General features: G+C 64.7%; 19 protein-coding genes. 11 read left to right on the top strand and 8 right to left on the bottom strand.

Annotated elements, in window-relative coordinates; translation table 11 throughout:
- Positions 1 to 65 precede the first annotated feature (65 nt).
- Positions 66 to 1,019, top strand: coding sequence for a tetratricopeptide repeat protein (locus I6F20_RS16820; RefSeq protein WP_225127040.1), 954 nt, complete (start codon positions 66 to 68; stop codon positions 1,017 to 1,019).
- A gap of 423 nt (positions 1,020 to 1,442) precedes the next feature.
- Positions 1,443 to 1,856 carry an SRPBCC family protein gene (locus I6F20_RS16815; RefSeq protein ID WP_036026452.1) on the top strand — a complete coding sequence of 138 codons (414 nt, stop codon included), beginning with the start codon at positions 1,443 to 1,445 and terminating at the stop codon, positions 1,854 to 1,856.
- Between the two features lie 147 nt (positions 1,857 to 2,003).
- On the opposite strand, the gene I6F20_RS16810 is transcribed toward I6F20_RS16815, so the two are convergent.
- The gene (locus I6F20_RS16810; RefSeq protein ID WP_036014203.1) at positions 2,004 to 2,249 is read right to left on the bottom strand and encodes a hypothetical protein; all 246 of its coding nucleotides are present in this window, start codon (positions 2,247 to 2,249) and stop codon (positions 2,004 to 2,006) included.
- Positions 2,250 to 2,430: 181 nt separating this feature from the next.
- Between I6F20_RS16810 and I6F20_RS16805 the strand changes: the two genes are divergently transcribed.
- From I6F20_RS16805 to I6F20_RS16785, 5 genes are read left to right on the top strand one after another with little or no spacing between them, the layout of a single operon-like run.
- Positions 2,431 to 2,685 carry a DUF2933 domain-containing protein gene (locus I6F20_RS16805; protein ID WP_036014201.1) on the top strand — a complete coding sequence of 85 codons (255 nt, stop codon included), beginning with the start codon at positions 2,431 to 2,433 and terminating at the stop codon, positions 2,683 to 2,685.
- Positions 2,685 to 3,359 (top strand): methyltransferase family protein, encoded by a 675-nt coding sequence (locus I6F20_RS16800; protein WP_036014198.1) that lies wholly within the window; start codon positions 2,685 to 2,687, stop codon positions 3,357 to 3,359. Before I6F20_RS16805 ends, I6F20_RS16800 begins: the two co-directional genes overlap by 1 nt.
- A 48-nt stretch (positions 3,360 to 3,407) precedes the next feature.
- Complete coding sequence (locus I6F20_RS16795) at positions 3,408 to 4,115, top strand: ABC transporter ATP-binding protein (protein WP_036026433.1); 708 nt, start codon at positions 3,408 to 3,410, stop codon at positions 4,113 to 4,115.
- A gap of 4 nt (positions 4,116 to 4,119) precedes the next feature.
- Positions 4,120 to 6,483: an ABC transporter permease gene (locus tag I6F20_RS16790; RefSeq protein WP_036026435.1), complete on the top strand. Its 2,364-nt coding sequence runs from the start codon at positions 4,120 to 4,122 to the stop codon at positions 6,481 to 6,483.
- Between the two features lie 2 nt (positions 6,484 to 6,485).
- Positions 6,486 to 7,721, top strand: coding sequence for an efflux RND transporter periplasmic adaptor subunit (locus tag I6F20_RS16785; protein ID WP_036014192.1), 1,236 nt, complete (start codon positions 6,486 to 6,488; stop codon positions 7,719 to 7,721).
- A 210-nt stretch (positions 7,722 to 7,931) separates the two neighbouring features.
- Here the strand turns inward: I6F20_RS16785 and lepA are convergent, their stop codons facing one another.
- Positions 7,932 to 9,743 (bottom strand): translation elongation factor 4, encoded by a 1,812-nt coding sequence (gene lepA / locus I6F20_RS16780; protein ID WP_036041840.1) that lies wholly within the window; start codon positions 9,741 to 9,743, stop codon positions 7,932 to 7,934.
- A gap of 112 nt (positions 9,744 to 9,855) precedes the next feature.
- Here lepA and I6F20_RS16775 point away from each other — a divergent pair, with 112 nt between their 5' ends.
- Positions 9,856 to 11,481 (top strand): glycosyltransferase family 39 protein, encoded by a 1,626-nt coding sequence (locus tag I6F20_RS16775; RefSeq protein WP_225127037.1) that lies wholly within the window; start codon positions 9,856 to 9,858, stop codon positions 11,479 to 11,481.
- A 64-nt stretch (positions 11,482 to 11,545) separates the two neighbouring features.
- Here I6F20_RS16775 and I6F20_RS16770 read toward each other — a convergent pair whose 3' ends face one another.
- From I6F20_RS16770 to I6F20_RS16750, 5 genes are all read right to left on the bottom strand, one after another.
- Positions 11,546 to 11,863: an HPr family phosphocarrier protein gene (locus I6F20_RS16770; RefSeq protein ID WP_036014186.1), complete on the bottom strand. Its 318-nt coding sequence runs from the start codon at positions 11,861 to 11,863 to the stop codon at positions 11,546 to 11,548.
- On the bottom strand, positions 11,860 to 12,261 hold the full coding sequence (locus I6F20_RS16765) for a PTS sugar transporter subunit IIA (protein ID WP_007597752.1): 402 nt from the start codon (positions 12,259 to 12,261) through the stop codon (positions 11,860 to 11,862). The genes I6F20_RS16770 and I6F20_RS16765 overlap by 4 nt, the downstream gene beginning before the upstream one ends.
- 133 nt (positions 12,262 to 12,394) lie before the next feature.
- Positions 12,395 to 12,919 carry an HPr kinase/phosphorylase gene (locus tag I6F20_RS16760; protein WP_225127036.1) on the bottom strand — a complete coding sequence of 175 codons (525 nt, stop codon included), beginning with the start codon at positions 12,917 to 12,919 and terminating at the stop codon, positions 12,395 to 12,397.
- Complete coding sequence (locus tag I6F20_RS16755) at positions 12,916 to 14,712, bottom strand: sensor histidine kinase (protein ID WP_225127034.1); 1,797 nt, start codon at positions 14,710 to 14,712, stop codon at positions 12,916 to 12,918. The genes I6F20_RS16760 and I6F20_RS16755 overlap by 4 nt, the downstream gene beginning before the upstream one ends.
- 113 nt (positions 14,713 to 14,825) lie before the next feature.
- The gene (locus I6F20_RS16750; RefSeq protein WP_008542552.1) at positions 14,826 to 15,527 is read right to left on the bottom strand and encodes a response regulator transcription factor; all 702 of its coding nucleotides are present in this window, start codon (positions 15,525 to 15,527) and stop codon (positions 14,826 to 14,828) included.
- A 241-nt stretch (positions 15,528 to 15,768) separates the two neighbouring features.
- Between I6F20_RS16750 and I6F20_RS16745 the strand changes: the two genes are divergently transcribed.
- The 3 genes from I6F20_RS16745 (at position 15,769) to I6F20_RS16735 (ending at position 21,074) form a co-directional block, all read left to right on the top strand.
- Entirely contained in the window at positions 15,769 to 16,518 is a 750-nt protein-coding gene (locus I6F20_RS16745; RefSeq protein WP_225127033.1) for a HugZ family pyridoxamine 5'-phosphate oxidase, read from the top strand.
- Positions 16,519 to 16,582: 64 nt separating this feature from the next.
- On the top strand, positions 16,583 to 19,171 hold the full coding sequence (locus I6F20_RS16740; RefSeq protein WP_225127031.1) for a CHAT domain-containing tetratricopeptide repeat protein: 2,589 nt from the start codon (positions 16,583 to 16,585) through the stop codon (positions 19,169 to 19,171).
- 286 nt (positions 19,172 to 19,457) lie between these two features.
- Positions 19,458 to 21,074, top strand: a complete 1,617-nt coding sequence (locus I6F20_RS16735) for a phosphoenolpyruvate carboxykinase (protein ID WP_225114585.1) — start codon at positions 19,458 to 19,460, stop codon at positions 21,072 to 21,074.
- Positions 21,075 to 21,240: 166 nt separating this feature from the next.
- Here I6F20_RS16735 and I6F20_RS16730 read toward each other — a convergent pair whose 3' ends face one another.
- Positions 21,241 to 22,056: an acyl-CoA thioesterase gene (locus I6F20_RS16730; protein WP_225127029.1), complete on the bottom strand. Its 816-nt coding sequence runs from the start codon at positions 22,054 to 22,056 to the stop codon at positions 21,241 to 21,243.
- Between the last annotated feature and the right edge of the window lie 109 nt (positions 22,057 to 22,165).

Here is a 22,165-nt window from a genome sequence, read left to right as displayed (position 1 = left end):
CCTGTCCGGCTTCCGGGAGCACCAATGGCGCGTAAGTCCCAATAGCCGCGACGAGGGAAGGCGCGATGAGGACCTTGACAGCATCGATTTGCGTCGCAGTCACAGCGCTCGCCTTGAGCCTGTCGTTCGGCGTGCCGTCCCATGCCGAAGAGGACGAGGCGGGCACGCTGGCCCGGCAGATGAAGCAGCTTTATCGGGCCGGGAAGTACATGGAAGCACTGCCTCTGGCCCAGAAGTCGCTGGCCCTTCGCGAGAAGGAGTTCGGCCCCGATGATGCGCACGTCGCGATGCCGCTGAACGACCTCGGCACGATCCATTACAATCTCGGCCAATACGCCGTTGCCGAACCGCTGTACAAGCGCGCGCTGGCCATTGACGAGAAGACACTCGGTCCGAATCATGCCGAAGTCGCGATGGTGCTGAACAATCTCGGCGATCTCTACCGTGCGGAAGAGCGTTACGCCGAAGCGGAGCCGGTGCTCAAGCGGTCGATCGCCATTCACGAGAAAAGCGGTGATCCATCGATCGTGATGGCGTTGAGCAACCTCGGCGCCGTCTACAGCCATCAGGGCCGATACGATCAGGCTATACCGCTGTTCAAGCGAGGCCTCGCGGTGCTGCAGAAGGCGCTCGGTCCCGACGACCCCGAAGCCACGGTGCTGATGAACAATTTGGCCGACGCTTATATCAATCGCAATCGCTATGCCGATGCCGAGCGGCTGCTGAAGCGGTCGATGGCGGTGACCGAGAAGGCGTTCGGCCCGGATCATCCCGACATCGCCCAGGCACAGAACAATCTGGCTGCGCTCTATGGGCGTCAGGGCCGTAACGCGGAGGCCGAGCGGCTGTTCAAGCGGTCGGCGGCCACTTTCGAGAAAACCCTCGGCCCTGACCATCCGGATCTCGCCGGCGTTCTGGAAAACCTCGCCGGTCTCTACAAGTATCAAGGCCGCTATGCCGATGCCCAGCAGGCCCTGAAGCGGTCGATGGCCATCCGAGGGAAGACGAGGCCGATCTGACGAGCAGCGCAGGATGGTAGTGCGACTTGTCCGCCGCAGCCCGAAGAGCGAAGCTGGCGGGCAGGGCTATCGCATTAGAGAGTTTTTCCCTGCGGCCATCCTTCGAGACGCCCGCTTGAGCAGTCTCCTCACAGGGATGAGGGCGGAGTCCGCGGCAGCAGTTTCAACAGGCACCGACGCCCAATGAGCCTCATCCTGAGGAGACGCGTCAGCGTCGTCTCGAAGGCGTGCGCGCAGGCACACTTCGCTTGCCCACACCACAACTTCTCCAACTTTTTTGGCACATTGACGCCGAACCATGTCGGCATGGGCCGGTCTCGATCGTCCTCGGGTCGACACGTCCCGGACGTGCAGGAAATGGACCCGGCACGCTGGCGAGATTCCGTCAACTCGAGCGTCAAAGTCGCAACTGGAGCAATGCCCATGAGGATCACCGTCGAAACCAGCGTAGCCGCCCCGATCGATCAGGTCTGGCGCGCCTATACGACGCCAGCCGACATCGTGAAGTGGAATGCCGCGTCCGACGACTGGCATACGACCAGTGCGACGGTCGACCTGCGGGACGGCGGCGCCTTCTCGTCGCGGATGGAGGCCAAGGACGGCAGCATGGGCTTCGACTTCGCCGGCACCTACACCAAGATCGTCGAGCACAAGCGGATCGAATACGCGTTCGGCGATCGAAAGGCCGAGGTCGAGTTCGTGCCCGGCCCGAAGAGTGTTGTCGTCCGTGTCGTCTTCGACGCCGAAACCACGCACTCGGTCGAACAGCAGCAGGGCGGCTGGCAGGCGATCCTCGACAATTTTGCGCGATACGTCGAGGCAAAGAGGAAATCGTGATCGATTAGCAGCGAACGTGGATGCCTGCATCGCACACGCTGCGATGCAGGTGCCATGCTTCAGCGCGGCCATGAAGCTTCCTGCGGCATGTCGACCTTGCCGAATTGCCGCATCTTCTTCTTGCCTTCGCGTGCCGCTAAGATCGAACTATTTCTTGTTGCCCATGTGATGAGGCGACGACGTGCCGGGGCCGCCCGTGTAGTGATGACCGCCTGATTGAGCGTTGGCAGAGGTGCCGGTCTTTTCTTTCTTGCCCATGTGGTGCGGAACTTCTGTCTTGGGTCCGCCGCTGTAGTGATGGCCGTTCTTTTCCTTGTCGGTGGATTGAGCCGTGGCGGGTACGGCCAGCAGGGAAACAATGCCGATTGTGGCGAGAAGCGTCTTGGTGATCATGTTCGGTCCTCCAGGTTGCGAAGGTCCACGATACGCATCGGCGCAACGTCGGTCTTGACGAATCTCAAGGTACGATCGGTTGCTAATTGTCTCGCGCGCTCAGCTCCCGCGAGCCTTTGATCTGCGTCAAAAGCGATGGCGGCGGTGCTCCTATGCTGCGGGGATCGAGAGGAGCGCGCCCATGCCGGTGCAGGATCATTCCGCTTATCGACAGCGGCATGCCGCGGGCATGTCCATGAGAGCCAAGGCTGGCCTGGTCCTGATCGGATTCCTGGCCATCGCCGGCGTGCTGCTGTTCAGCGAGCACAGGGCTCACGTGCTGGGGCTTCTGGTCTGGCTGCCGCTCCTTGCCTGTCCGCTGATGCATTTCTTCATGCATGGCGACCATGGTCACCGTCACGGTGGCGGCCGGCCAAACGATTCGAGGAGCGCGTGATGCACGACATTCCGCCTGCTTACGGCCTCTGGAGCCTCGTCACCGTCAACTCGGCGGTGTTCATCCTGTTTTCCTACAGCTTCTTCAAGCCGCAGACCTCGCGCGACTGGCGCTCCTTCGGCGCCTTCAGCGCGTTCCTGGTGGCGCTGTTCGCGGAGATGTACGGTTTTCCGCTCACCATCTATTTCCTGTCGGGTTGGCTGCAGTCGCGCTACCCGAACGTCGACTGGTTCTCGCACGACGCCGGTCATCTGCTCGAGATGATGTTCGGCTGGAAGACCAATCCCCACACGGGGCCGTTCCATGTCGTCAGCTTCATCTTCATCGGCGCCGGGTTCATCCTGATCTCCCTCGCCTGGAGGACGCTGTACGAGGCGCAGCAGACCCGGAGCCTCGCCACCACCGGTCCTTACAGCTACGTCCGGCATCCGCAATATGTCGGCTTCGTGCTGGTGATGTTCGGCTTCCTGTTGCAATGGCCGACGATTCTGACCTTGGCGATGTTTCCGGTGTTGACCGTCATGTACGTGAAGCTCGCCAGGGACGAGGAGCGTGAGGCCCGGAGCGAGTTCGGCGAGGCCTATGCCCGGTATGCCGCGCAGGTGCCGGCCTTCATTCCCCATCTCAACCGGCGATCCGGTCATAGCTCTTCTGGCGGCTATCGTCACGGCTGACCTTCGCGAGGAGATGCCTGCAAACGGCGCTAGCTTTAAAGGACGTCAATGAGCGTTCCCGTCTTCACCGCAAAGGCGCTGACTAAGATCTATGTCTCCGGCGAGGTGATGGTGCATGCCCTCAACGAGGTCGACCTCGACATTCCCGAGAAGGAAGTGGTCGTGCTGCTCGGCCCCTCCGGCAGCGGCAAGACGACGTTGCTCAACATCATGGGCGGCCTCGACCGTCCGACCAGCGGCCGGCTGTTCTTCCGCGATCTGGACCTAACGGACCTGGAGGACCGCGAACTCACGAAGTACCGCCGCGATCACGTCGGCTTCGTCTTCCAGTTCTACAATCTGGTGCCCAGCCTCACGGCCTACGAAAACGTCGCGCTGGTCACCGAAGTCGCCAAGAATCCGATGCGGCCGGCCGACGCCCTCGCGCTGGTCGGACTCGAAGCGAGGATGCATCACTTTCCCGCCCAGCTCTCCGGCGGCGAGCAGCAGCGCGTCGCCATCGCCCGCGCGATCGCGAAGCGGCCGGCGGTGCTGCTCTGCGACGAGCCGACCGGGGCGTTGGATTCGAAGACCGGCATCCGCGTCATCGAGGCGCTGCTTGGCGTCAACCGGCAGCTCGGGACCACTACAGTCATCATCACCCACAACGCCAGCATCCAGGAGGTCGCCGACCGAGTGCTGTTCTTCGCCGACGGTCGCATCTCCCGCATCCGGACCAACGAGGCCCGGCGGGAGGCCGCCGAGCTCACCTGGTGACGACATGAAGGTGCTAGACATCAAGCTGCTTCGTGACGTCAGACGGCTCTGGGCGCAGGTGCTCGCGGTCGCGCTGGTCGTCGGCGGCGGGGTTGCGACGCTGGTGCTCGCGGTGGGCTCGCACCGATCGCTGGAGGAGACCCGGATCGCTTATTACGAGCGTTACGGCTTTGCCGATGTGTTCGCGCAGGCGAAGCGGGCACCGAAGGCGCTCACCGACAGGATCGGCGAGATCCCAGGAGTCGCCGCCATCGACACCCGTATCGCCAAGCCGGCGCTACTCGACATTCCCGGTTTCTCCGCGCCGGCCAGCGCGCAGTTCGTTTCGCTGGCCGACACGGGTGAGCAGCATCTCAACCGGCTCTACATGCGCTCCGGGCGGTTCCCGGCGCCGGGACGGACCGAAGAGGTCGTCGTCAACGAGCCGTTCGCTCGGGCGCACGGTTTCGTCGAGGGGGCGCGGTTCTCCGCCATCCTCAACGGCAGGAAGCGCGAGCTCGTCATCGTCGGCATCGCGCTGTCGCCCGAGTTCGTTTACACGGTCGGACCGGGCGACCTGATGCCGGACGATCGCCGCTATGCCATCGTCTGGATGTCGGAGAAGGTGCTTAGCGCTGCCTACGATCTCGACGGCGCCTTCTCGGCGGTCGCGGTCAAGCTGCAGCCCGGCGCCTCCGAGCGCGATGTGGTCCGGCGACTGGACGCCCTGCTCGATCCTTATGGCGGGCAGGCGGCGCATGGCCGCAAGGACCAGACCTCGCACGCCTGGCTCGATCATGAACTCGACATGCTCAACAACATGAGCCGCACGCTGCCGCCGATCTTCCTGCTGGTCGCGGCCTTCCTCGTCAATCTCACCTTGACCCGGCTGGTCGCGCTCGAGCGCGAGCAGATCGGCCTGCTGAAGGCGCTGGGTTATTCAGACGGCAGCATCGTGCTGCACTATTTCAAGTTCGTTGCCTTCATCGTCGTGGTCGGCATCGTGTTGGGCGGCATCGTGGGCACCTGGCTCGGTTTGCACGTCACCGCGCTGTTCGGCGACTTCTTCCACTTTCCGTTCCTGGTGTTCGCGAAGGCACCGGACGTTTATCTCACGGCAGGTGCGCTTAGCGCGGCGGCTGCGGCGATCGGCGCATTCCGTGCGTTGCGCGAGGTGGTGAAGCTGCCCCCGGCCGTCGCCATGCAGGCGCCGGCCCCGCCGGTCTATCGCCGGCTGCTTTCGGCGCGCATCCAGCTCGACCGGATCGTGTCGCAGCCGACGCTGATGATGATCCGCAACATCGCCCGGCATCCGGTACGGGCCTTCTTCACGGCGCTCGGCATGGCGCTGGCCACCGCGATCCTAGTCGTCTCGCTGTTCACGCGGGACAGCATGGAGCATCTGACCGATGTGACCTACTTCCTCGCCGACCGGCAGGACGCAACCATCGGCTTTGCCGAGAAGCGGATCGCAAATGTCGTGGAGCAGGTGAGCCGGCTTCCGGGCGTTCTCGCCGCCGAGCCGTTCCGCGAGGTGCCGGTCCGGATCCGCCACGGCAACGTCGAACGGCGCATTGTCATCAGCGGCCGACCGGCTGCTGCCCACCTCAGGCGCATCATCGACGTCGAGCTTCGGCCGGTCATCCTGCCGGAGACGGGCCTCGCCATCTCCGGCATGCTCGCGCATATCCTCGGCGTCGGACCAGGCGATAGCGTCGAGGTCGATCTGTTGGAGGGCGCCAGGCGATCCGTGACGGTGCCGGTCGTCGCGACCGTCGAGGACTACTTCGGGATTAGGGGCATGATGGAGATCGAGGCGTTGCACAAGCTGATGCGCGAGGCGCCCGTCGTCACTAGCGTCAATCTCAGCCTCGACGAGAACCGGACGGAGGACTTCTACACGGCGGTGAAGTCCATACCGACGGTCGGCGGCGTGGCGCTGCAGCGCGTTTCGCTGGCGAACTTCCGCAAGACCGTCGCGCTGCTCGTCACCACGATGGCGAGTATCTATACGGGCCTTGCCGGCGTGATCGCGTTCGGCGTCGTCTACAACAATGCGCGCATTTCGCTGTCCGAACGGGCGCGCGAACTGGCCAGCCTGCGCGTGCTCGGCTTCACGCGCGGCGAGGTGCTGCGCATCCTGCTGCTTGAGCTCGCCATCCTCACCCTGATCGCCCAACCGCCCGGTTGGCTGATGGGCTACGGCCTCGCCTGGGTAATGAAAACGAACCTTGCCGGCGAGTTGATGCGCGTCCGCCTCGTCGTCGAGCACTCGACTTACGTGATCGCCACGTCCGTCGTGGTGCTGGCCGCCATCGTTTCCGCCGCCGTGATCCGAGAACGCATCGACAGATTGGACCTTGTTGCGGTCCTCAAGACGCGAGATTAGCCATGCCCGCCAACTGGACCAAACGCATCATCGGCGCCGCGCTCGCTGCTGCGATCCTCGCAGGGCTCGCTTGGTTCGCCTGGCCCCGACCGGTTCTGGTCGATCTCGCGGCCGTCGCGAAGGGGCCGATCGAGGTCACGGCGGACGACGACGGCAAGACCCGCGTGCGCCACGTCTACACGGTGTCGGCGCCGATCGCGGGCAAGGTCTTGAGAATCTCGCATCCGCTCGGCGAGCAGGGGCCTTCGCTCCATGTCGGCGACGACGTCGTCGCTAACCAGACCGTCGCCCTGATGCAACCGACGCTGCCCGGCTTCATCGATGCGCGATCGCGCGATCAGCTGCAGGCGGAGGTCCTGGCCGCAGACGCCGCGATCCAGCAGCAGGAAGCTGAAGTGCAGCGGATCGAAGCCGCGCTGGATTTTTCGCGGACCGAGTTCCAGCGGGTGCAGACGCTGTTGCGGACGCAATCCACCTCGGCCCAGGCCTACGACAAGGCGAAATTCGAGGTCGCCACCAACGAGGCCGCCCTGAGAGGTGCCAAGGCCCAGGTCGAGATGCGCCGCGCAGTGCGGACCAGCCTGGCGGCCCGGCTGATGGACCCGGCAAGCGCTATCCCTCCCGCGGAGCCGACCTGCTGCATCCGTGTGCTGGCGCCGACAAGCGGACGGGTATTGAAGATCATCCAGGACAGCGAGACGACGGTTCTGCCCGGGACGCCGCTGGTTGATATCGGCGACCCGTTCGATCTCGAGGTCGTGGCCGACCTGCTCTCGACTGACGCGGTCCAGATCAAGGTCGGCGCGCCGGTCCGGATCGATGGCTGGGGCGGTCAGCCCATCGCGGGAAAGGTGGTCCGGGTCGACCCGGCCGGTTTCCTGAAAGTCTCCGCACTCGGCACCGAGGAGCAGCGGGTCCGCGTGACCATCGATTTCACCGACCCGCCCGAGAAGTGGGGCACGCTCGGGCACGACTATCGTGTTATCGTTCACGTGACGACATGGAGCGCGACCGAGTCGCTGACCGTGCCGGTGAGCGCCTTGTTCCGAAAAGGCGACCAATGGGCGGTTTTCGCCGACGAGAACGGCCGTGCAAGAACTGTCCCGGTCCGCATCGGCCACCGGAATAACCGAGTGGCCGAAGTTCTCTCCGGACTAGCTGCAGGTGATCGCGTCGTGTTGCACCCGAGCGACCGGATCATCGAGGGCATCAGGATCGCGAAGAGGGGCGAGGAATAGATACACGGCTGAGAGGCAAGCGTTCGATGATGCCACCATACCCCTGTTTTGCCCGACGGGTCAAACCGACTTCGTAAAATCGAAAAAGCGCAATGCCGCCAAGCGGGCGGCTACTGTGCATGGGGTTGTTTTCGCACTTTTTTGTTTGCCGTCGGGAGAGCGCCTGTTTGCCGGCCCCGGCGACCCGGCTGGCCCGTCCCGAGCCTAGCCTCAGCTGTCGACCTTCAGCGCGGCAATAAAAGCTTCCTGCGGGATGTCGACCTTGCCGAACTGCCGCATCTTCTTCTTGCCCTCCTTCTGCTTCTCCAGAAGTTTTCGTTTACGCGTGATGTCGCCGCCGTAGCATTTCGCGGTGACGTCCTTGCGCAGCGCGCGCACCGTCTCGCGCGCGATCACCTTGCCGCCGATCGCCGCCTGGATCGGGATCTGGAACATGTGCGGCGGGATCAGCTCCTTCATCTTCTCGACCATGGCGCGGCCGCGCCCCTCCGCGCGGGTGCGGTGGACCAGCATCGAGAGCGCGTCGACCGGCTCGGCATTGACCAGGATCTGCATCTTGACGAGATCGGCCGGCTTGTAGTCGGTGAGATGATAGTCGAACGAGGCGTAGCCCTTGGAGACCGATTTGAGGCGGTCGTAGAAGTCGAACACGACCTCGTTGAGCGGCAGGTCGTACTTCACCATGGCGCGGGAGCCGACGTAAGTGAGCTCCTTCTGCGCGCCGCGGCGGTCCTGGCACAGCTTCAAGACGCTGCCGAGATATTCGTCGGGCGTTAGGATCGTCGCCTCGATCCAGGGCTCGTCGATCTCGGCGATCTTGACCACGTCGGGCATGTCGACGGGATTGTGGATCTCGATCTCCTGGCCGTCGGTGAGCTTCATCTTGTAGATCACGCTCGGCGCGGTCGCGATCAGGTTGAGATCGAATTCGCGCGACAGCCGCTCCTGGATGATCTCGAGGTGCAGCAGCCCGAGGAAGCCGCAGCGGAATCCGAAGCCGAGCGCGGCCGACGTCTCCATCTCGAACGAGAAGCTGGCGTCGTTGAGGCGCAGCTTGCCCATCGCCGCGCGCAGCGTCTCGAAATCGTCGGCGTCGACCGGGAACAGGCCGCAGAACACCACCGGGATCGCCGGCTTGAAGCCCGGCAGCATCTCGGCGACCGGCTTCCTGTCGTCGGTGATGGTGTCGCCGACGCGGGTGTCGGCGACCTCCTTGATCGCGGCGGTGATGAAGCCGATCTCGCCGGGGCCGAGCTCCTCGACCTGCTGCATCTTCGGCGTGAAGAAGCCGACGCGCTCGACGTCATAGGCCGCGCCCGTGCCCATCATGCGCACGCGCTGGCCCTTCTTCATCGTGCCATCGACGATGCGCACCAGCACGACGACGCCGAGATAGACGTCGTACCAGCTGTCGACCAAGAGCGCCTTCAAGGTCGCGTCGCGGTCGCCCTTCGGCGGCGGCAGGCGGGTGACGATGGCTTCCAGCACATCAGGAATGCCGAGGCCGGTCTTGGCCGAGATCATCACCGCGTCCGAGGCGTCGATGCCGATGACGTCCTCGATCTGCTGCTTGACCTTCTCGGGCTCCGCCGCGGGCAGGTCGACCTTGTTCAGGACTGGGACGATCTCGTGATTGTTGTCGAGCGCCTGGTAGACGTTGGCGAGCGTCTGCGCCTCGACGCCCTGGCTGGCGTCGACCACAAGCAGGGAACCCTCGCAGGCCGCCAGCGACCGCGAGACCTCGTAAGCGAAGTCGACATGGCCGGGCGTGTCCATCAGGTTGAAGATGTAGTCCTTGCCGTCCTTGGCGCGGTAGGCGAGGCGCACCGTCTGCGCCTTGATCGTAATGCCGCGCTCGCGCTCGATGTCCATGGAATCGAGCACCTGTTCCTTGCCCGCCATCTCGCGGTCGGAGAGGCCGCCGGTCATCTGGATCAGGCGGTCGGCCAGCGTCGATTTGCCATGGTCGATATGGGCGACGATGGAGAAATTGCGGATGTTGGAAATAGGGACGGTCGTCATGGGCGCGGGATACCACTCACATCCCCGTGCGGCAACCATATTGCTGTATTTTCAGGGCCTTTGTTCACGCCAAGCTGATTCCATGACGGGCCAAAACGCGCTACGCACGGCCATGTCCACGACCTCTCTTCCCACTGCCGGAGCGCGGGCAAAGACCCGCTTGAGTTACAACCGCTTCCGGGCCTTCCTGGTTGCCTGTGCGGTCCGCCCCGAGGCGCGCCTGTGGCTGGTGATCCAATTTGCCATCCTGCATGCGGTGCTCTGGACCTTCATCCTGATCAATCTGAAGGCGGCGCAGGACGTTCATATGGACGTCGCAGAAGCCTGGGGCTGGGGCCAGAAATTCCTCTGGGGCTATGGCAAGCACCCGCCGTTGTCGGGCTGGGTGGCCGGCCTCTGGTTCAAGGCGCTCCCGGCGGCGGACTGGGCGACCTATGCGCTGGCGATGACGACGGTGAGCGTCGGCATGGTGATCTGCTGGCTGATCGCCTTGCGCGTGGTGGATGCGCGCCGCGCGTTCCTGGTCGTGGTGATGATCGCGCTCTACCCGATCTTCAATTTCAAGGGCTTCAAGTACAACCCGGACCTGCTGCAGCTCGTCACGCTGCCGCTCCTGGTGCTCGCTTATCTCAACGCCTTCGAGAAGCGGAGCTGGCAATCCGGAATCCTGCTCGGGCTTGCCGGCGCGCTGGCGCTGATGACCAAATATTGGGTGCTGACCATGATCGGCGCGATCGGCCTCGCCGCGCTGATCCATCCCAACCGGTTGCGCTTCCTGTCGTCGCCCGCGCCGTGGGTCGCGATTGCCACGATGGTCGCGGCGATGATCCCGCACCTCGTCTGGCTGGCGGATGCGCATTTCGTGCCGCTGACCTATGCCGGCGACACCTACAGCCTTCAGGACAAGGCCCAGGTGCATCAGCTCGTCGCGGGCTATGTGCTGCACAACTTCGCGCTGCTGGCATTGCCGGTGGCGCTCGCGGCGCTGGCCATGGCGCTGGTGCCGCCATGGGGCAGATTGCGGCTGGCTGCGCCGTTGCGCATCGTCACGCGCGCCTGGGCGCGTGGCACCAATGCAGGAGTCAATGTCTCGCAGGCGCTGAATGTCTGGATCGTCCAGGTCATCGTCGCAGTCGGCCCGCCGCTCGGCGCGCTCGCCTTCAGCATCTACATGAAGACGGATTGGGGCATCTCGCTGTTCTTCCTGGTGCCGCTCGCTCTGGTCGCCATCCCGACGCTGCGCGTGCAGAGCGCCGCGCTGTTCAACATCGCTGCGATCTGGCTCGTGCTCAGCGCCGCGACGCTCGCCGCTTCGCCCTGGATCGCCGCGCGCGAGATGGCGGCCAATGCCGGCAATGCCCAGATCTATGGCGCGCGCTCGGAGCTCGCGCGCGAATTGACCCAGGCCTGGCACACCCGCTTCGGCTCGCGCTGGGCCGTCGTTGCCGGCACGATGGAGCAGATCCAGCCGCTGGTGTTCTACAGCCCGGATCATCCGTCCGCGCTGCTGCCGCTGGAGGCCTGGGATTCCGGACTGACCTCGCGCGACGACGCCAAGAAGTACGGCTTCATCGGCGTGTTCGATCCGACCGACGGCCGCCTGCCCGCGTTCGAGAAATGGGTGGCGGAGGTTGCGCCCAACGCCGAGCGCATCGTGATGGCCACGCGCCGCTTCACCAACGGCAAGGCCGGACCGTCGATGAGCTGGAACATCTACTTCGCGCCGCCGGGGAAATGATTTCGTCACCTCTCCCGCAAGTACGGGCGAGGGAGCGCACCTGGCCGCGTGGCGAGAGAAGGGCCTAAACCCCTTCCTCGTTGAACTTGCTTTCAACGAGCTCCGTGATCGCCGCGAGCGCGGCTTCGGCGTCGGTCCCTGCCGCCGCCACCGTGATCGTCGTGCCGGGACCCGCGGCGAGCATCATCAAGCCCATGATCGAGGTGCCGCCGACGGTCTCGCCGCCGCGTGTCACCCACACCTGCGCATCGAAGCGCTCGACCGCCTGGACGAATTTCGCCGAGGCGCGGGCGTGCAGGCCGCGCTTGTTGATGATCAGGAGATCCTTGGAGATCGCGCCCGCGGGCACGCCGGTCGCGGCTTGTGGCGCCTCCTCGCTCATTTGCCGGCGAGCACCCGGCTGGCGATGGTGACGTATTTGCGGCCAGCTTCCTGCGCCATCGCGATCGCGTCGGGCAGCGGTCGCTCCTCGCGCACCTTGGCAAGCTTGACCAGCATGGGCAGGTTGATGCCCGCGAGCACTTCGACCTTGGGCCGGCTCATGCAGGATATTGCCAGGTTCGACGGCGTGCCGCCGAACATGTCGGTGAGGATCGCAACGCCGTCGCCGGAATCGACGCGGTTGACCGCCTCGATGATGTCGCTTCGGCAGAGATCGGAATCATCTTCGGCGCCGATCGTGATCGCTTCGATTTGCTTTTGTGGGCCCATGACATGCTCAAGCGCTGCCTTGAATTCGTCGGCAAGGCGCCCGTGGGTCACAAGTACTAGACCAATCATCGGAAAACTCCTCGCGGGCGCTTTTGGTGCACCGCACGAACGCGCCACTTTGACCATCCAGAGCCCCCGCGCAAGAGGGGATGTTGCGTATCTCCCTGAATCTAGACGGATGGATGAGGGGAGCTGCGCCGGTCTATTCGGTCGCGATAGTGGGGTTCATATGGTTACCATTTCCCTTCAAACAATCGCCTGATGGGTTAACGGAAGATGAACTCTTGGTAGTGGTCAAGGCCGCAACAACCAGGGGAAGGGGCGAATAGTCGCGGGCAACAGGGATTCGCGGTATTTCGACACCAAAAATGCTGGTTTTCAGGGCTTCAGCCGGCGGCAGGCGCTCCGCGTCGACTGCGGCCAGATCGACCACGAGACCGACGGTCGCATGCTCCACGAAGTCGCAGCGGCGGATTCCGAGGCCCCGGATCTCGATCAGGCCCGCCAGGCGAGGCGCGGGGCGGACCTCAATTTCGTGGCCGAGTGTCGCCAGATGGACACGGTCGTCACCGACCAGAACGGCCCTTTCCACGATGCCCGAGCGCCCCGCCATGATCAGATCGAAGGCAAGCCGCGACTTGCCGGACCCCGAGGGCCCGCGGATCAGCACGGCGTAAGGCCCGACCTTGACGGCAGAGGCGTGAACGCTGGGCCCGCCTTCGTTCATAGCGCCGGCAGCCTCACCACGAAGCGCGCACCGGCAATTGTCGGAGTGCCGTCGGCGTCCGGCGGGCCAGGGCGGTTCTCTGCCCAGATCCGTCCGCCATGGGCGTCGACGATCTGCTTGGAGATCGACAGGCCGAGGCCGGAGTTCTGGCCAAAGCCCTGATGCGGGCGGTCGGTGTAGAAGCGCTCGAAGATGCGCTCCAGCGCGTCCTCGCGAATGCCGGGGCCGTCGTCGTCGACCACGATCTCGATCTCGGAGCGAACGCGGCGGCAGCTGAGGCGCACCTTGCTGCCGCGTTCGGAGAAGGATTGCGCGTTGGAGAGCAGGTTGGAGACGACCTGTCCGAGCCGGGAATCGTGGCCGCTCACGGCGAAGGTGTCGGTCGGGCTGCGGCCCTCGAAGCGCGTTTCGACCGCGACGTCGTGGCCGAGCTTGGTTTCGTTGGCGACGGACACCAGCGTCGTCAGCAGCCGGCGCAAATCGACCGGGATCGCATCCTGGCGCTGCAGCTCGGCATCGAGGCGGCTGGCGTCGGAGATGTCGGAGATCAGCCGGTCGAGCCGCTTGACGTCGTGCTCGATCACCTCGAGCAGGCGGGCGCGGCTGTTCTCGTTGCGCGCCAGCGGCAGCGTCTCGACCGCCGAGCGCAGCGAGGTCAGCGGGTTCTTCAATTCATGGGCAACGTCGGCAGCGAACATCTCGATCGCCTCGATGCGGCTGTAGAGCGCGCTGGTCATGTCGCGCAGCGCGCCGGAGAGGTGGCCGATCTCGTCGCGGCGGCGGGTGAAATCGGGAATCTCGATGCGGGCCTTGATGCGGCGGCGGACGCGTTCGGCGCTGTCGGCGAGCCGGCGCACCGGACCTGCGATCGTGCTCGCCAGCAGCAGTGACAGCATGATCATGACGGCGGCGGCGACGCCGCCGACCTTCAGGATGGCGAGGCGCTCGGCGGTGACCATCTGGTCGATGTCGTCGCCTTGCGTCGACAGCATCAAGGCGCCGTGGATCGCACGCGAGCGCAGCACGGGGACCGCGACCGAGACGATCACCTCGCCGCGTGCGTTGACCCGCACCATCGAGCGTTTCTGGCCCTGGAGGGCGTCGCCCACTTCGGCATAGCCATTGCCGTTCTCGGGCCCGAGCTCGCGATAGAGCGGCAGGTCGCCGCGGTTCAGCCAGGTCCGCACCGCGACCTTGCCGCGCTCGATGATGCCGGGTTGCTCGGCCGGCGGCGGCAGAGGAAAGCGCAGCACGTTTTCCAGGTTGCGGCTGTCGAGCAGCAGGCTGCCGTTCGGATCGTAGATGCGGGCGCGCGTCTTGGTCGGCGAGATCAAGGTGCGCAGCACCGGCGCGACGCGCTCCGGATTGATCGGGAAGTCCAGCGGCGAATACTCGTCCGAGCCGCCATAGGTCTCGCCCGGCTTGAGATCGAGCAGCCGGTCGGGATCGATGGTGATGGCGTTGGTCTGCACCGTGGCAGAGGCCGCGATCGCGCCGGCGATGATCTCGGCCTGGACCAGCAGGCTCTGGGCGCGCGCATCGATCAGGCCGGCACGGAATTGCGACAGGTACAGGATGCTCGCCACCAGTGCGACGAGGCCGGCGAGGTTGAGCGAGACGATGCGGCGGGTCAGGCTCGAGAAGGACAGCGCGAAGAAGAACTGCCCGGCGCGTTTCAACCAGTTCAGCGGCCGGAAGCCCTGCGGCTTGTTGTCGGCAACGTGCTCCTGAACGCCGTCGGATGCGATATCCCCGGCGCTCTGGTTAGGGTCAGGCTGCGTTCGGTCAAGCAATGCTTACGCCCGCGTTAGGACGGCCCGTGCGAAGGTCCCCGCATCCTAGAGCGATCCTCGTCCCGATGGAACGAGAACCGGAGATGCTCTCGATCGCCGTGGAGGAGGCGCCCTCAGGCTTCCTTGAAACGGTAGCCGACGCCGTAGAGCGTCTCGATCATCTCGAACTCGTTGTCGACCACCTTGAACTTCTTGCGCAGCCGCTTGATGTGGCTGTCGATGGTGCGGTCGTCGACATAGACCTGGTCGTCATAGGCGGCGTCCATCAGCGCGTTGCGGCTCTTCACCACGCCGGGCCGGGTCGCGAGCGCCTGCAGGATGAGGAATTCGGTCACGGTGAGCGTCACCGGCTCGTTCTTCCAGGTGCAGGTATGGCGCTCGGGGTCCATGCGCAGCAGACCGCGGTCGAGCGCCTTGGCGTCGTTCTCCTTCGGCGCGACGGTCGGATCCTTCGGCGCCGAGCGCCGCAGCACCGCCTTGACGCGCTCGACCAGCAAACGCTGCGAGAACGGTTTGCGGATGAAGTCGTCGGCGCCCATCTTGAGGCCGAACAGCTCGTCGATCTCCTCGTCCTTGGAGGTGAGGAAGATCACCGGCAGGTCGGACTTTTGCCTGAGACGGCGCAGCGTCTCCATGCCGTCCATGCGCGGCATCTTGATGTCGAGGATGGCGAGATCGGGCTGGGTGGTGCGGAAACCGTCGAGCGCGGAAGCGCCGTCGGTGTAGGTCATGATACGGTAGCCTTCGGCTTCCAGCGCGATCGAGACGGATGTGAGAATGTTGCGGTCGTCGTCGACCAAAGCGATTGTGGGCATGAGCCTCTCTGCTTTCTGCTTTCCGTTTGGGTCGTGGCTTGAAACGGCGAGCAATCAGTGATGCGCCGCATACATGGGTGCCGAAGTGGCGTTCGAACCTTGTCACCGAGCAATGCAAGCTGGGCTGAAGTGTGACCAAGTTCCACGAAACACGGCAGATTCGCCGCATCTCGACCCATAACCGGGCCCCCGTTTACCCGAAAAAAGGCCCTCCTTGCAACCACCTGAGCCGAGAAAGCCAATGCAACCGACCCCCGATTTCGACCCCGCAAAGCTCGCCAAATCGCTGCTGAGGCGGTCCCGGCAGGGGGCTCTGGCGACGCTGATGGTCGGCAACGGCGATCCCTATTGTTCCCTGGTCAATCTGGCCAGCCATCCCGACGGCTCGCCGATCCTGCTGATCTCGCGCCTCGCCGTGCACACCAAGAACGTCCTCGCGGACTCCAGGGTCTCGCTGATGCTGGACGAGCGCGCGGCCGGGGATCCCCTGGAAGGCGCCCGGATCATGCTGTCCGGCCGGGCCGAGGAGGCCGATTCCAACAAGGATCTGCTCCAGCGACGGTATCTGAGTGCTCATCCCTCGGCAGAAGGCTTTGTTTCTTTTAAGGATTTCTCCTTCTTCCGGATCCGGCCCACGGGAACACATCTGGTCGCCGGCTTTGGCCGGATCGTCGACCTCAAGCCGGAGCAATTCCTGACGGACCTCACCGGCGCCGAGGACCTGCTGGCGGCGGAGGAGGGCGCCGTCGAGCACATGAACGCCGACCATCGCGACGCCCTCAATCTTTATGCCACGAAGCTGCTCGGCGCCACCGAGGGCGACTGGCGCTGTACCGGCTGTGATCCTGAAGGCCTCGACATGCAGGTCGGCCAGGCAACGCTGCGGCTGGACTTCCCGGAGCGGGTGACGGATGGCACGGCGCTTCGCAAGATGCTGGTCCGTCTCGCTGGCGAAGCGCGCACGAAGGTGGACCAGGGCGCAACCGCTTGAACGCGGCTACCGATCGCCGCGACCCATGACCGTGATGGTTTTCGGGCTCGCAGCGAGAGGGGTCATGACGCGTCAACGTTTGGCATGGACGGCGGCTCTCGCGCTCGCCATCACCACCTTGCTCGCCACGCCAGCCCTTGCGCAGAAAGGTCTCGCCGCCGAGAGCGCGCGGCTCACCGCGCTCATCGGTGCCGGAAAATATTCGGAAGCGCTGCCGTTGGCGCAGGCGATGGTCGCCAGCCTGGAGAAGGACAACGACCGCGATCTCTCGGGCGCGTTGAACAATCTCGGCCAGGTCCATGCCGGTCAGGGACGGGACGATCTGGCTGAGCCGCTCTACAAGCGCGCGATCGCACTCATGGAAAAATCGCTCGGCTCCGACAACGCCCTGGTTGCGGCCGAGCTGACCAATCTTGCCGCGCTCTATCAGCGGCAGGGTCGCTTCGCAGAGGCCGAGCCGCTGTTCAAGCGTGCACTTGCCGTGCGCGAGAAGGCGCTGCCGCGCGAGCATCCCGACGTCGGTCAATCCCTCAACAATATCGCCACGCTCTACGCCAAGCAGCAGCGTCCGGCCGATGCCGAGCCACTGTTCCGCCGTGCGCTCGCGATCTATCAGAAGGCTGCCGGTCCCGAGCATCCCGCGGTCGCCACGGTCCTGAACAACATCGGACAAGTCGAGCGCGACCTCAATCGCGACGCCGGTGCCGAAGCGCCGATCAAGCGCTCGCTCGCGATCCGCGAAAAGGTGCTGGGGCCTGAACACCCCGACGTCGCGCGCTCGCTCAATAATCTCGCCGGGCTCTACCAGCACCAGCAGCGTTTTGCCGATGCCGAGCCGCTGTATCGTCGCGCGCTGGCGATCCGCGAACGCGCGCTCGGGCCGGATCACCCTGATGTTGCGACTTCGACGAGCAATCTTGCCGAATTTCTGCAGGCGACGGGGCGGACGGCGGATGCCTTGCCGTTGGCGCAGAAGACGCTCGCGGCCAATCGTGCGCAGCTGCGCGTCGTGCTGCCGATCCTGTTCGCGGCACGGCAGCAATCGCTGCTGGCGAGCGAGAAGGCGCTCGACGATGCGCTCGCTGCGATCCAGCGCGGCACGCAATCCTCTGCCGCTTCTGCCGTGAACAAGCTCGCGGTGCGGCTCGCCGCCGGCAGCGACCGGCTCGCCGAGCTCGTGCGCAAGGATCAGGATCTCGCGGCCGAGTCCGAGGCGCTCGACAAGGCGATCATCGCTGCGGTGTCGAAGCCATCGGCGCAGCGCGACGTCGCGGCCGAGCAGCGCAGCCGCGTGCGGATCGCGGCGATCGCGGGCGCGCGCAATGGATTGCAGAAGACGCTCGCCGTCGAGTTTCCCGACTATTCCTCGCTATCCAACCCGCTGCCGCTGACCGTCAAGGACATCCAGCCGCTGCTGGCGTCCGACGAGGCGATGGTGGTCTATTCCGTCGTCGACAGGCGGAGCTATGTCGTCGCGATCACGCGCGAGAGCGTCGACTGGAAGGAGATTCCGCTCGGAGCGGACGCGGTCGCACAGAAGGTCACGGCCTTCCGCAGGGGGCTCGATGTCGGCAAGGCGCGCGATGCATCCGGCAAATCGGGATTGTTCGACCTCGGTCTTGCCAACGAGCTCTATGTCGCGCTGCTCGGCCCGGTTGAGGCGCTGACCAAGGACAAGCGCAACCTGCTGGTCGTGCCGTCGGCGGCATTGACCGCATTGCCGTTTCATCTGCTGGTCACGGAGAAGCCACAGGTTGCGATCCCGGACCGGCTCGAGGGCTATCGCAGTGCTGCCTGGCTGCTGCGGCGTCAGGCCGTTTCGGTCCTGCCGTCGGTGATCAGCCTGAAATCGCTGCGCGCTTTTGCCCGCAGGGATCAAAGCGTCAAGCCGATGACCGGTTTCGGCGATCCCGTGTTCAACCCTGCAGCCGAAGGGCCTGCCGACCGGCGTGCCGCGAACGGCAAGGTCGCCGCACGCAGCATCGCGACGATCGCCTATGCCGACTTCTGGCGCGGCGCGGGCGTGGATCGTGCGCGGCTGGCCCAGGCGCTGCCGCAGCTGCCCGATACCGCCGACGAATTGAACGCGGTGGCGAGGGACGTCGGCGCTGCCGAGGCTGACATCCATCTCGGCCGCGACGCCAGCGAAACGACGCTCAAGCGTGCAGCGCTTGCCCAATACGGCATCATCTACTTTGCCACCCACGGCCTTGTCGCCGGCGACGTCAAGGGATTGGGGGAGCCCTCGCTGGCGCTCTCCATCCCCGACCAGCCGACGGAGCTCGACGATGGTCTTCTCACCGCGAGCGAAGTGGCCCAGCTCAAGCTCAATGCCGATTGGGTTGTGCTGTCTGCCTGCAACACCATCGCGGGCGACAAGCCCGGTGCCGAGGCGTTGTCGGGATTGGCGCGCTCGTTCTTCTACGCAGGTGCTCGCGCGCTCCTGGTGTCGCATTGGGCCGTGGATTCGGAGGCTGCGACCCGCTTGACCACGTCGACGTTCGAGCTGCTGAAGAACGAGCCAAAGCTCGGCCGCGCCGAAGCCTTGCGCCGCGCGATGTTAACCTATCTCGACGACGCCTCGTCGCCGCGCAACGCTTATCCCGCGATGTGGGGACCGTTCGCGTTGATCGGAGAGGGCGAGGTAAGATAGGGGTGTTGACGCAGTGATTGTGCGTCGCAATAACCGGACATAACGCGCAGATCTGCATTTGGTTGCGCGATCATCCGCACTTTCTCGATGCGGCCTTTCAGAGCTGACATGCGCGGCGTTTGGCGCGGTCCTTGAATAAACCAAATCCTGCGGGATCAGCTTGGCAACGCCGGCGTTCATCATTATTAGGTCGTTCAGCCGAGGCCGAACGGCCCATATTCACGGTGATCGCGACGGCGCCAAACTTGGCCGCGCTTGATGTCGCGGGTTCTAGGAGGGATTTTTCGTGCAAGAGACGGGCGTGCGCAACGGTGCCTTCGGCGCCGACAAATTCGGCTTAAAGAATCTCAAGCAGGTTCACTGGAATCTGGGTGCGCCACAACTCTATCAATACTCGCTGGCAGCGGGTGAGGCGGTGCTCTCCGCCGACGGCGCGCTCTGCGCCGACACCGGCGAGTTCACCGGGCGCAGCCCGAAGGACAAGTTCACGGTGCGCGACGCCACCACCGACAAGAAGATGTGGTGGGCCGGCAACCAGTCGATCACCGCAGAGCAATTCGAGACGCTCTACCAGGACTTCCTCAAGCACGCCGAAGGCAAGCGCCTGTTCGCGCAGGACCTCTATGGCGGCGCCGACCCGGCCTACCGGATCAAGACGCGCGTCTTCACCGAGCTTGCCTGGCACTCGCTGTTCATCCGCACGCTGCTGATCCGCCCCGAGGCGATCGAGCTGCCGACCTTCGTGCCGGAGCTCACCATCATCGACATGCCGAGCTTCCGCGCCGATCCTAAACGCCATGGCTGCCGCTCGGAGAACGTGGTCGCGATCGATTTCGCCCGCAAGATCGTCCTGATCGGCGGGTCTTATTATGCCGGCGAGATGAAGAAGTCGGTCTTCACGACGCTGAATTATTATCTGCCCGAGCGCGGTGTGATGCCGATGCACTGCTCGGCGAATGTCGGCGCCAAGGGCGACACCGCGATCTTCTTCGGCCTGTCGGGCACCGGCAAGACGACGCTGTCGGCCGATCCCAACCGCACGCTGATCGGCGACGACGAGCACGGCTGGGGCCCGAACGGCGTCTTCAATTTCGAAGGCGGCTGCTACGCCAAGTGCATCAAGCTGTCGAAGGAAGCCGAACCGGAGATCTATGCCGCCTCGACCCGCTTCGGCGCGGTGCTCGAGAACTGCGTGCTCGATGAGGACACCCGCGTCGTCGATTTCGACGACGGCTCCAAGACCGAGAACACGCGTTCGGCCTATCCGCTCGACTTCATCCCGAACGCCTCGCGCACCGGCCGCGCGCCGCAGCCGAAGAACGTGGTGATGCTGGCCGCCGACGCCTTCGGCGTGCTGCCGCCGATCGCCAAGCTCTCGCCGGCGCAGGCGATGTATCACTTCCTGTCCGGCTACACCGCCAAGGTCGCCGGCACCGAGCGCGGTCTCGGCAACGAGCCGCAGCCGGAATTCTCGACCTGCTTCGGCTCGCCCTTCCTGCCGCTCGATCCATCCGTCTACGGCAACATGCTGCGCGACCTCATCGCCCAGCACAATGTCGATTGCTGGCTGGTCAACACGGGCTGGACCGGCGGCAAGTATGGTGTCGGCTCGCGCATGCCGATCAAGGTGACGCGCGCGCTGCTCACCGCCGCGCTCGACGGCTCGCTTCGCAACGTCGAATTCCGCACCGACAAGTATTTCGGCTTTGCGGTCCCGACCGCGCTGCCGGGCGTGCCGGCCGAGATCCTCAACCCGGTCAACACCTGGAAGGACAAGGACGAGTTCGACAAGACCGCCCGCGCGCTGGTCGGCATGTTCCAGAAGAATTTTGCCAAGTTCGAAGCACAGGTGGACGCCGAGGTGCGCGCGGCAGCGCCGGACGTGAAGCTCGCGGCGGAGTAAACGCTCTATCTTGACGCAAAAGGGCGGCCGAGAGGCCGCCCTTTTTTTGTTGGCGCCATATCTCTGCACCGTCATTGCGAGCGCAGCGAAGCAATCCAGGAATTCCCTCCGCGGAGACAGTCTGGATTGCTTCGCTGCGCTCGCAATGACGAGTTTGTGGAAGCAGCTACGCCTTGAAATACGCGATCTGCGTCGTGGTCGCGAGCAGCCGGCCGTTCGGCGACCACAGCTCGGCGTTCTGGTCGGCGTAGCTCTTGTGCATGATCTTGGAATCCGCCGTCGCGAGCACGCGCGTGATGTCTTCAGCCGCAAGCTCCTCGGCGTCGGTGTGGAAGTAGGTCGTCAGCGACACCGTGCCGAACGGCACCAGCTCCCGCCGGGCGTGGAAGATGCGGCCGAAGAAGGCGTCCGACATCGACATCAGCGACAGCATGTCGAGCTTGCGCGGCGTGCGGTCGCTGATCCAGATCTTCGAGTAGGTGCTGGCGGGCTCGGCTTGCGGCGGGCCGATCCGCATCTCGCCCTCGACGAAGCGGAATTCGTACTGGTTGGCCCAGGATGCCGAGATTTTTGGGAACGGCAGCGTCTCCTCGAACGGCTTGGCATCCGGATATTGCGCCACCCTGTGCTCCCAGGACGGACGGCGTTCGGCTAGCACGGCGGTGGCGAGCGTTGCGACCTCGCCGCCGCCCTGACTGAGCTCGACGCTCCAGTGCTGGCTGGAGCGGTTGGCCTTGACGAGGCGCACGTCGAGATCGAACGGACCCTTGGCGATCGGCGCGCAATAATTGACGGTGAGGGCGAGCGGATCGCCGGCGGCTTGCGGATGCTCGATCAGCGCCCGCAAAATGGTCGCGGCGGTGGCGCCGCCGAACGGGCCGACAAAGGCCCAGTAATCGTCGCTGGTGTGTCCCTGCCAGCTCGAGTCACCGGCGGTGACGCGCGTGGCCTCGTCGAAGGGATGCGGGAGCTTGGCGTGCATTGTTGGTCCTCGATGCCTCCACAGCCGTCCTTGCGAGCGCAGCGAAGAATCCAGACTGTCTCCGCGGAAAGATTCTGGATTGCTTCGCTGCGCTCGCAATGACGGCGGT

Source organism: Bradyrhizobium sp. IC3123 (genome assembly GCF_020193625.1).
GTDB classification, from domain to species: Bacteria; Pseudomonadota; Alphaproteobacteria; order Rhizobiales; family Xanthobacteraceae; genus Bradyrhizobium; species Bradyrhizobium yuanmingense.
The sequence above is the reverse complement of the archived record's forward strand: the minus strand, read 5'-3'. Positions and strand labels throughout refer to the sequence as shown.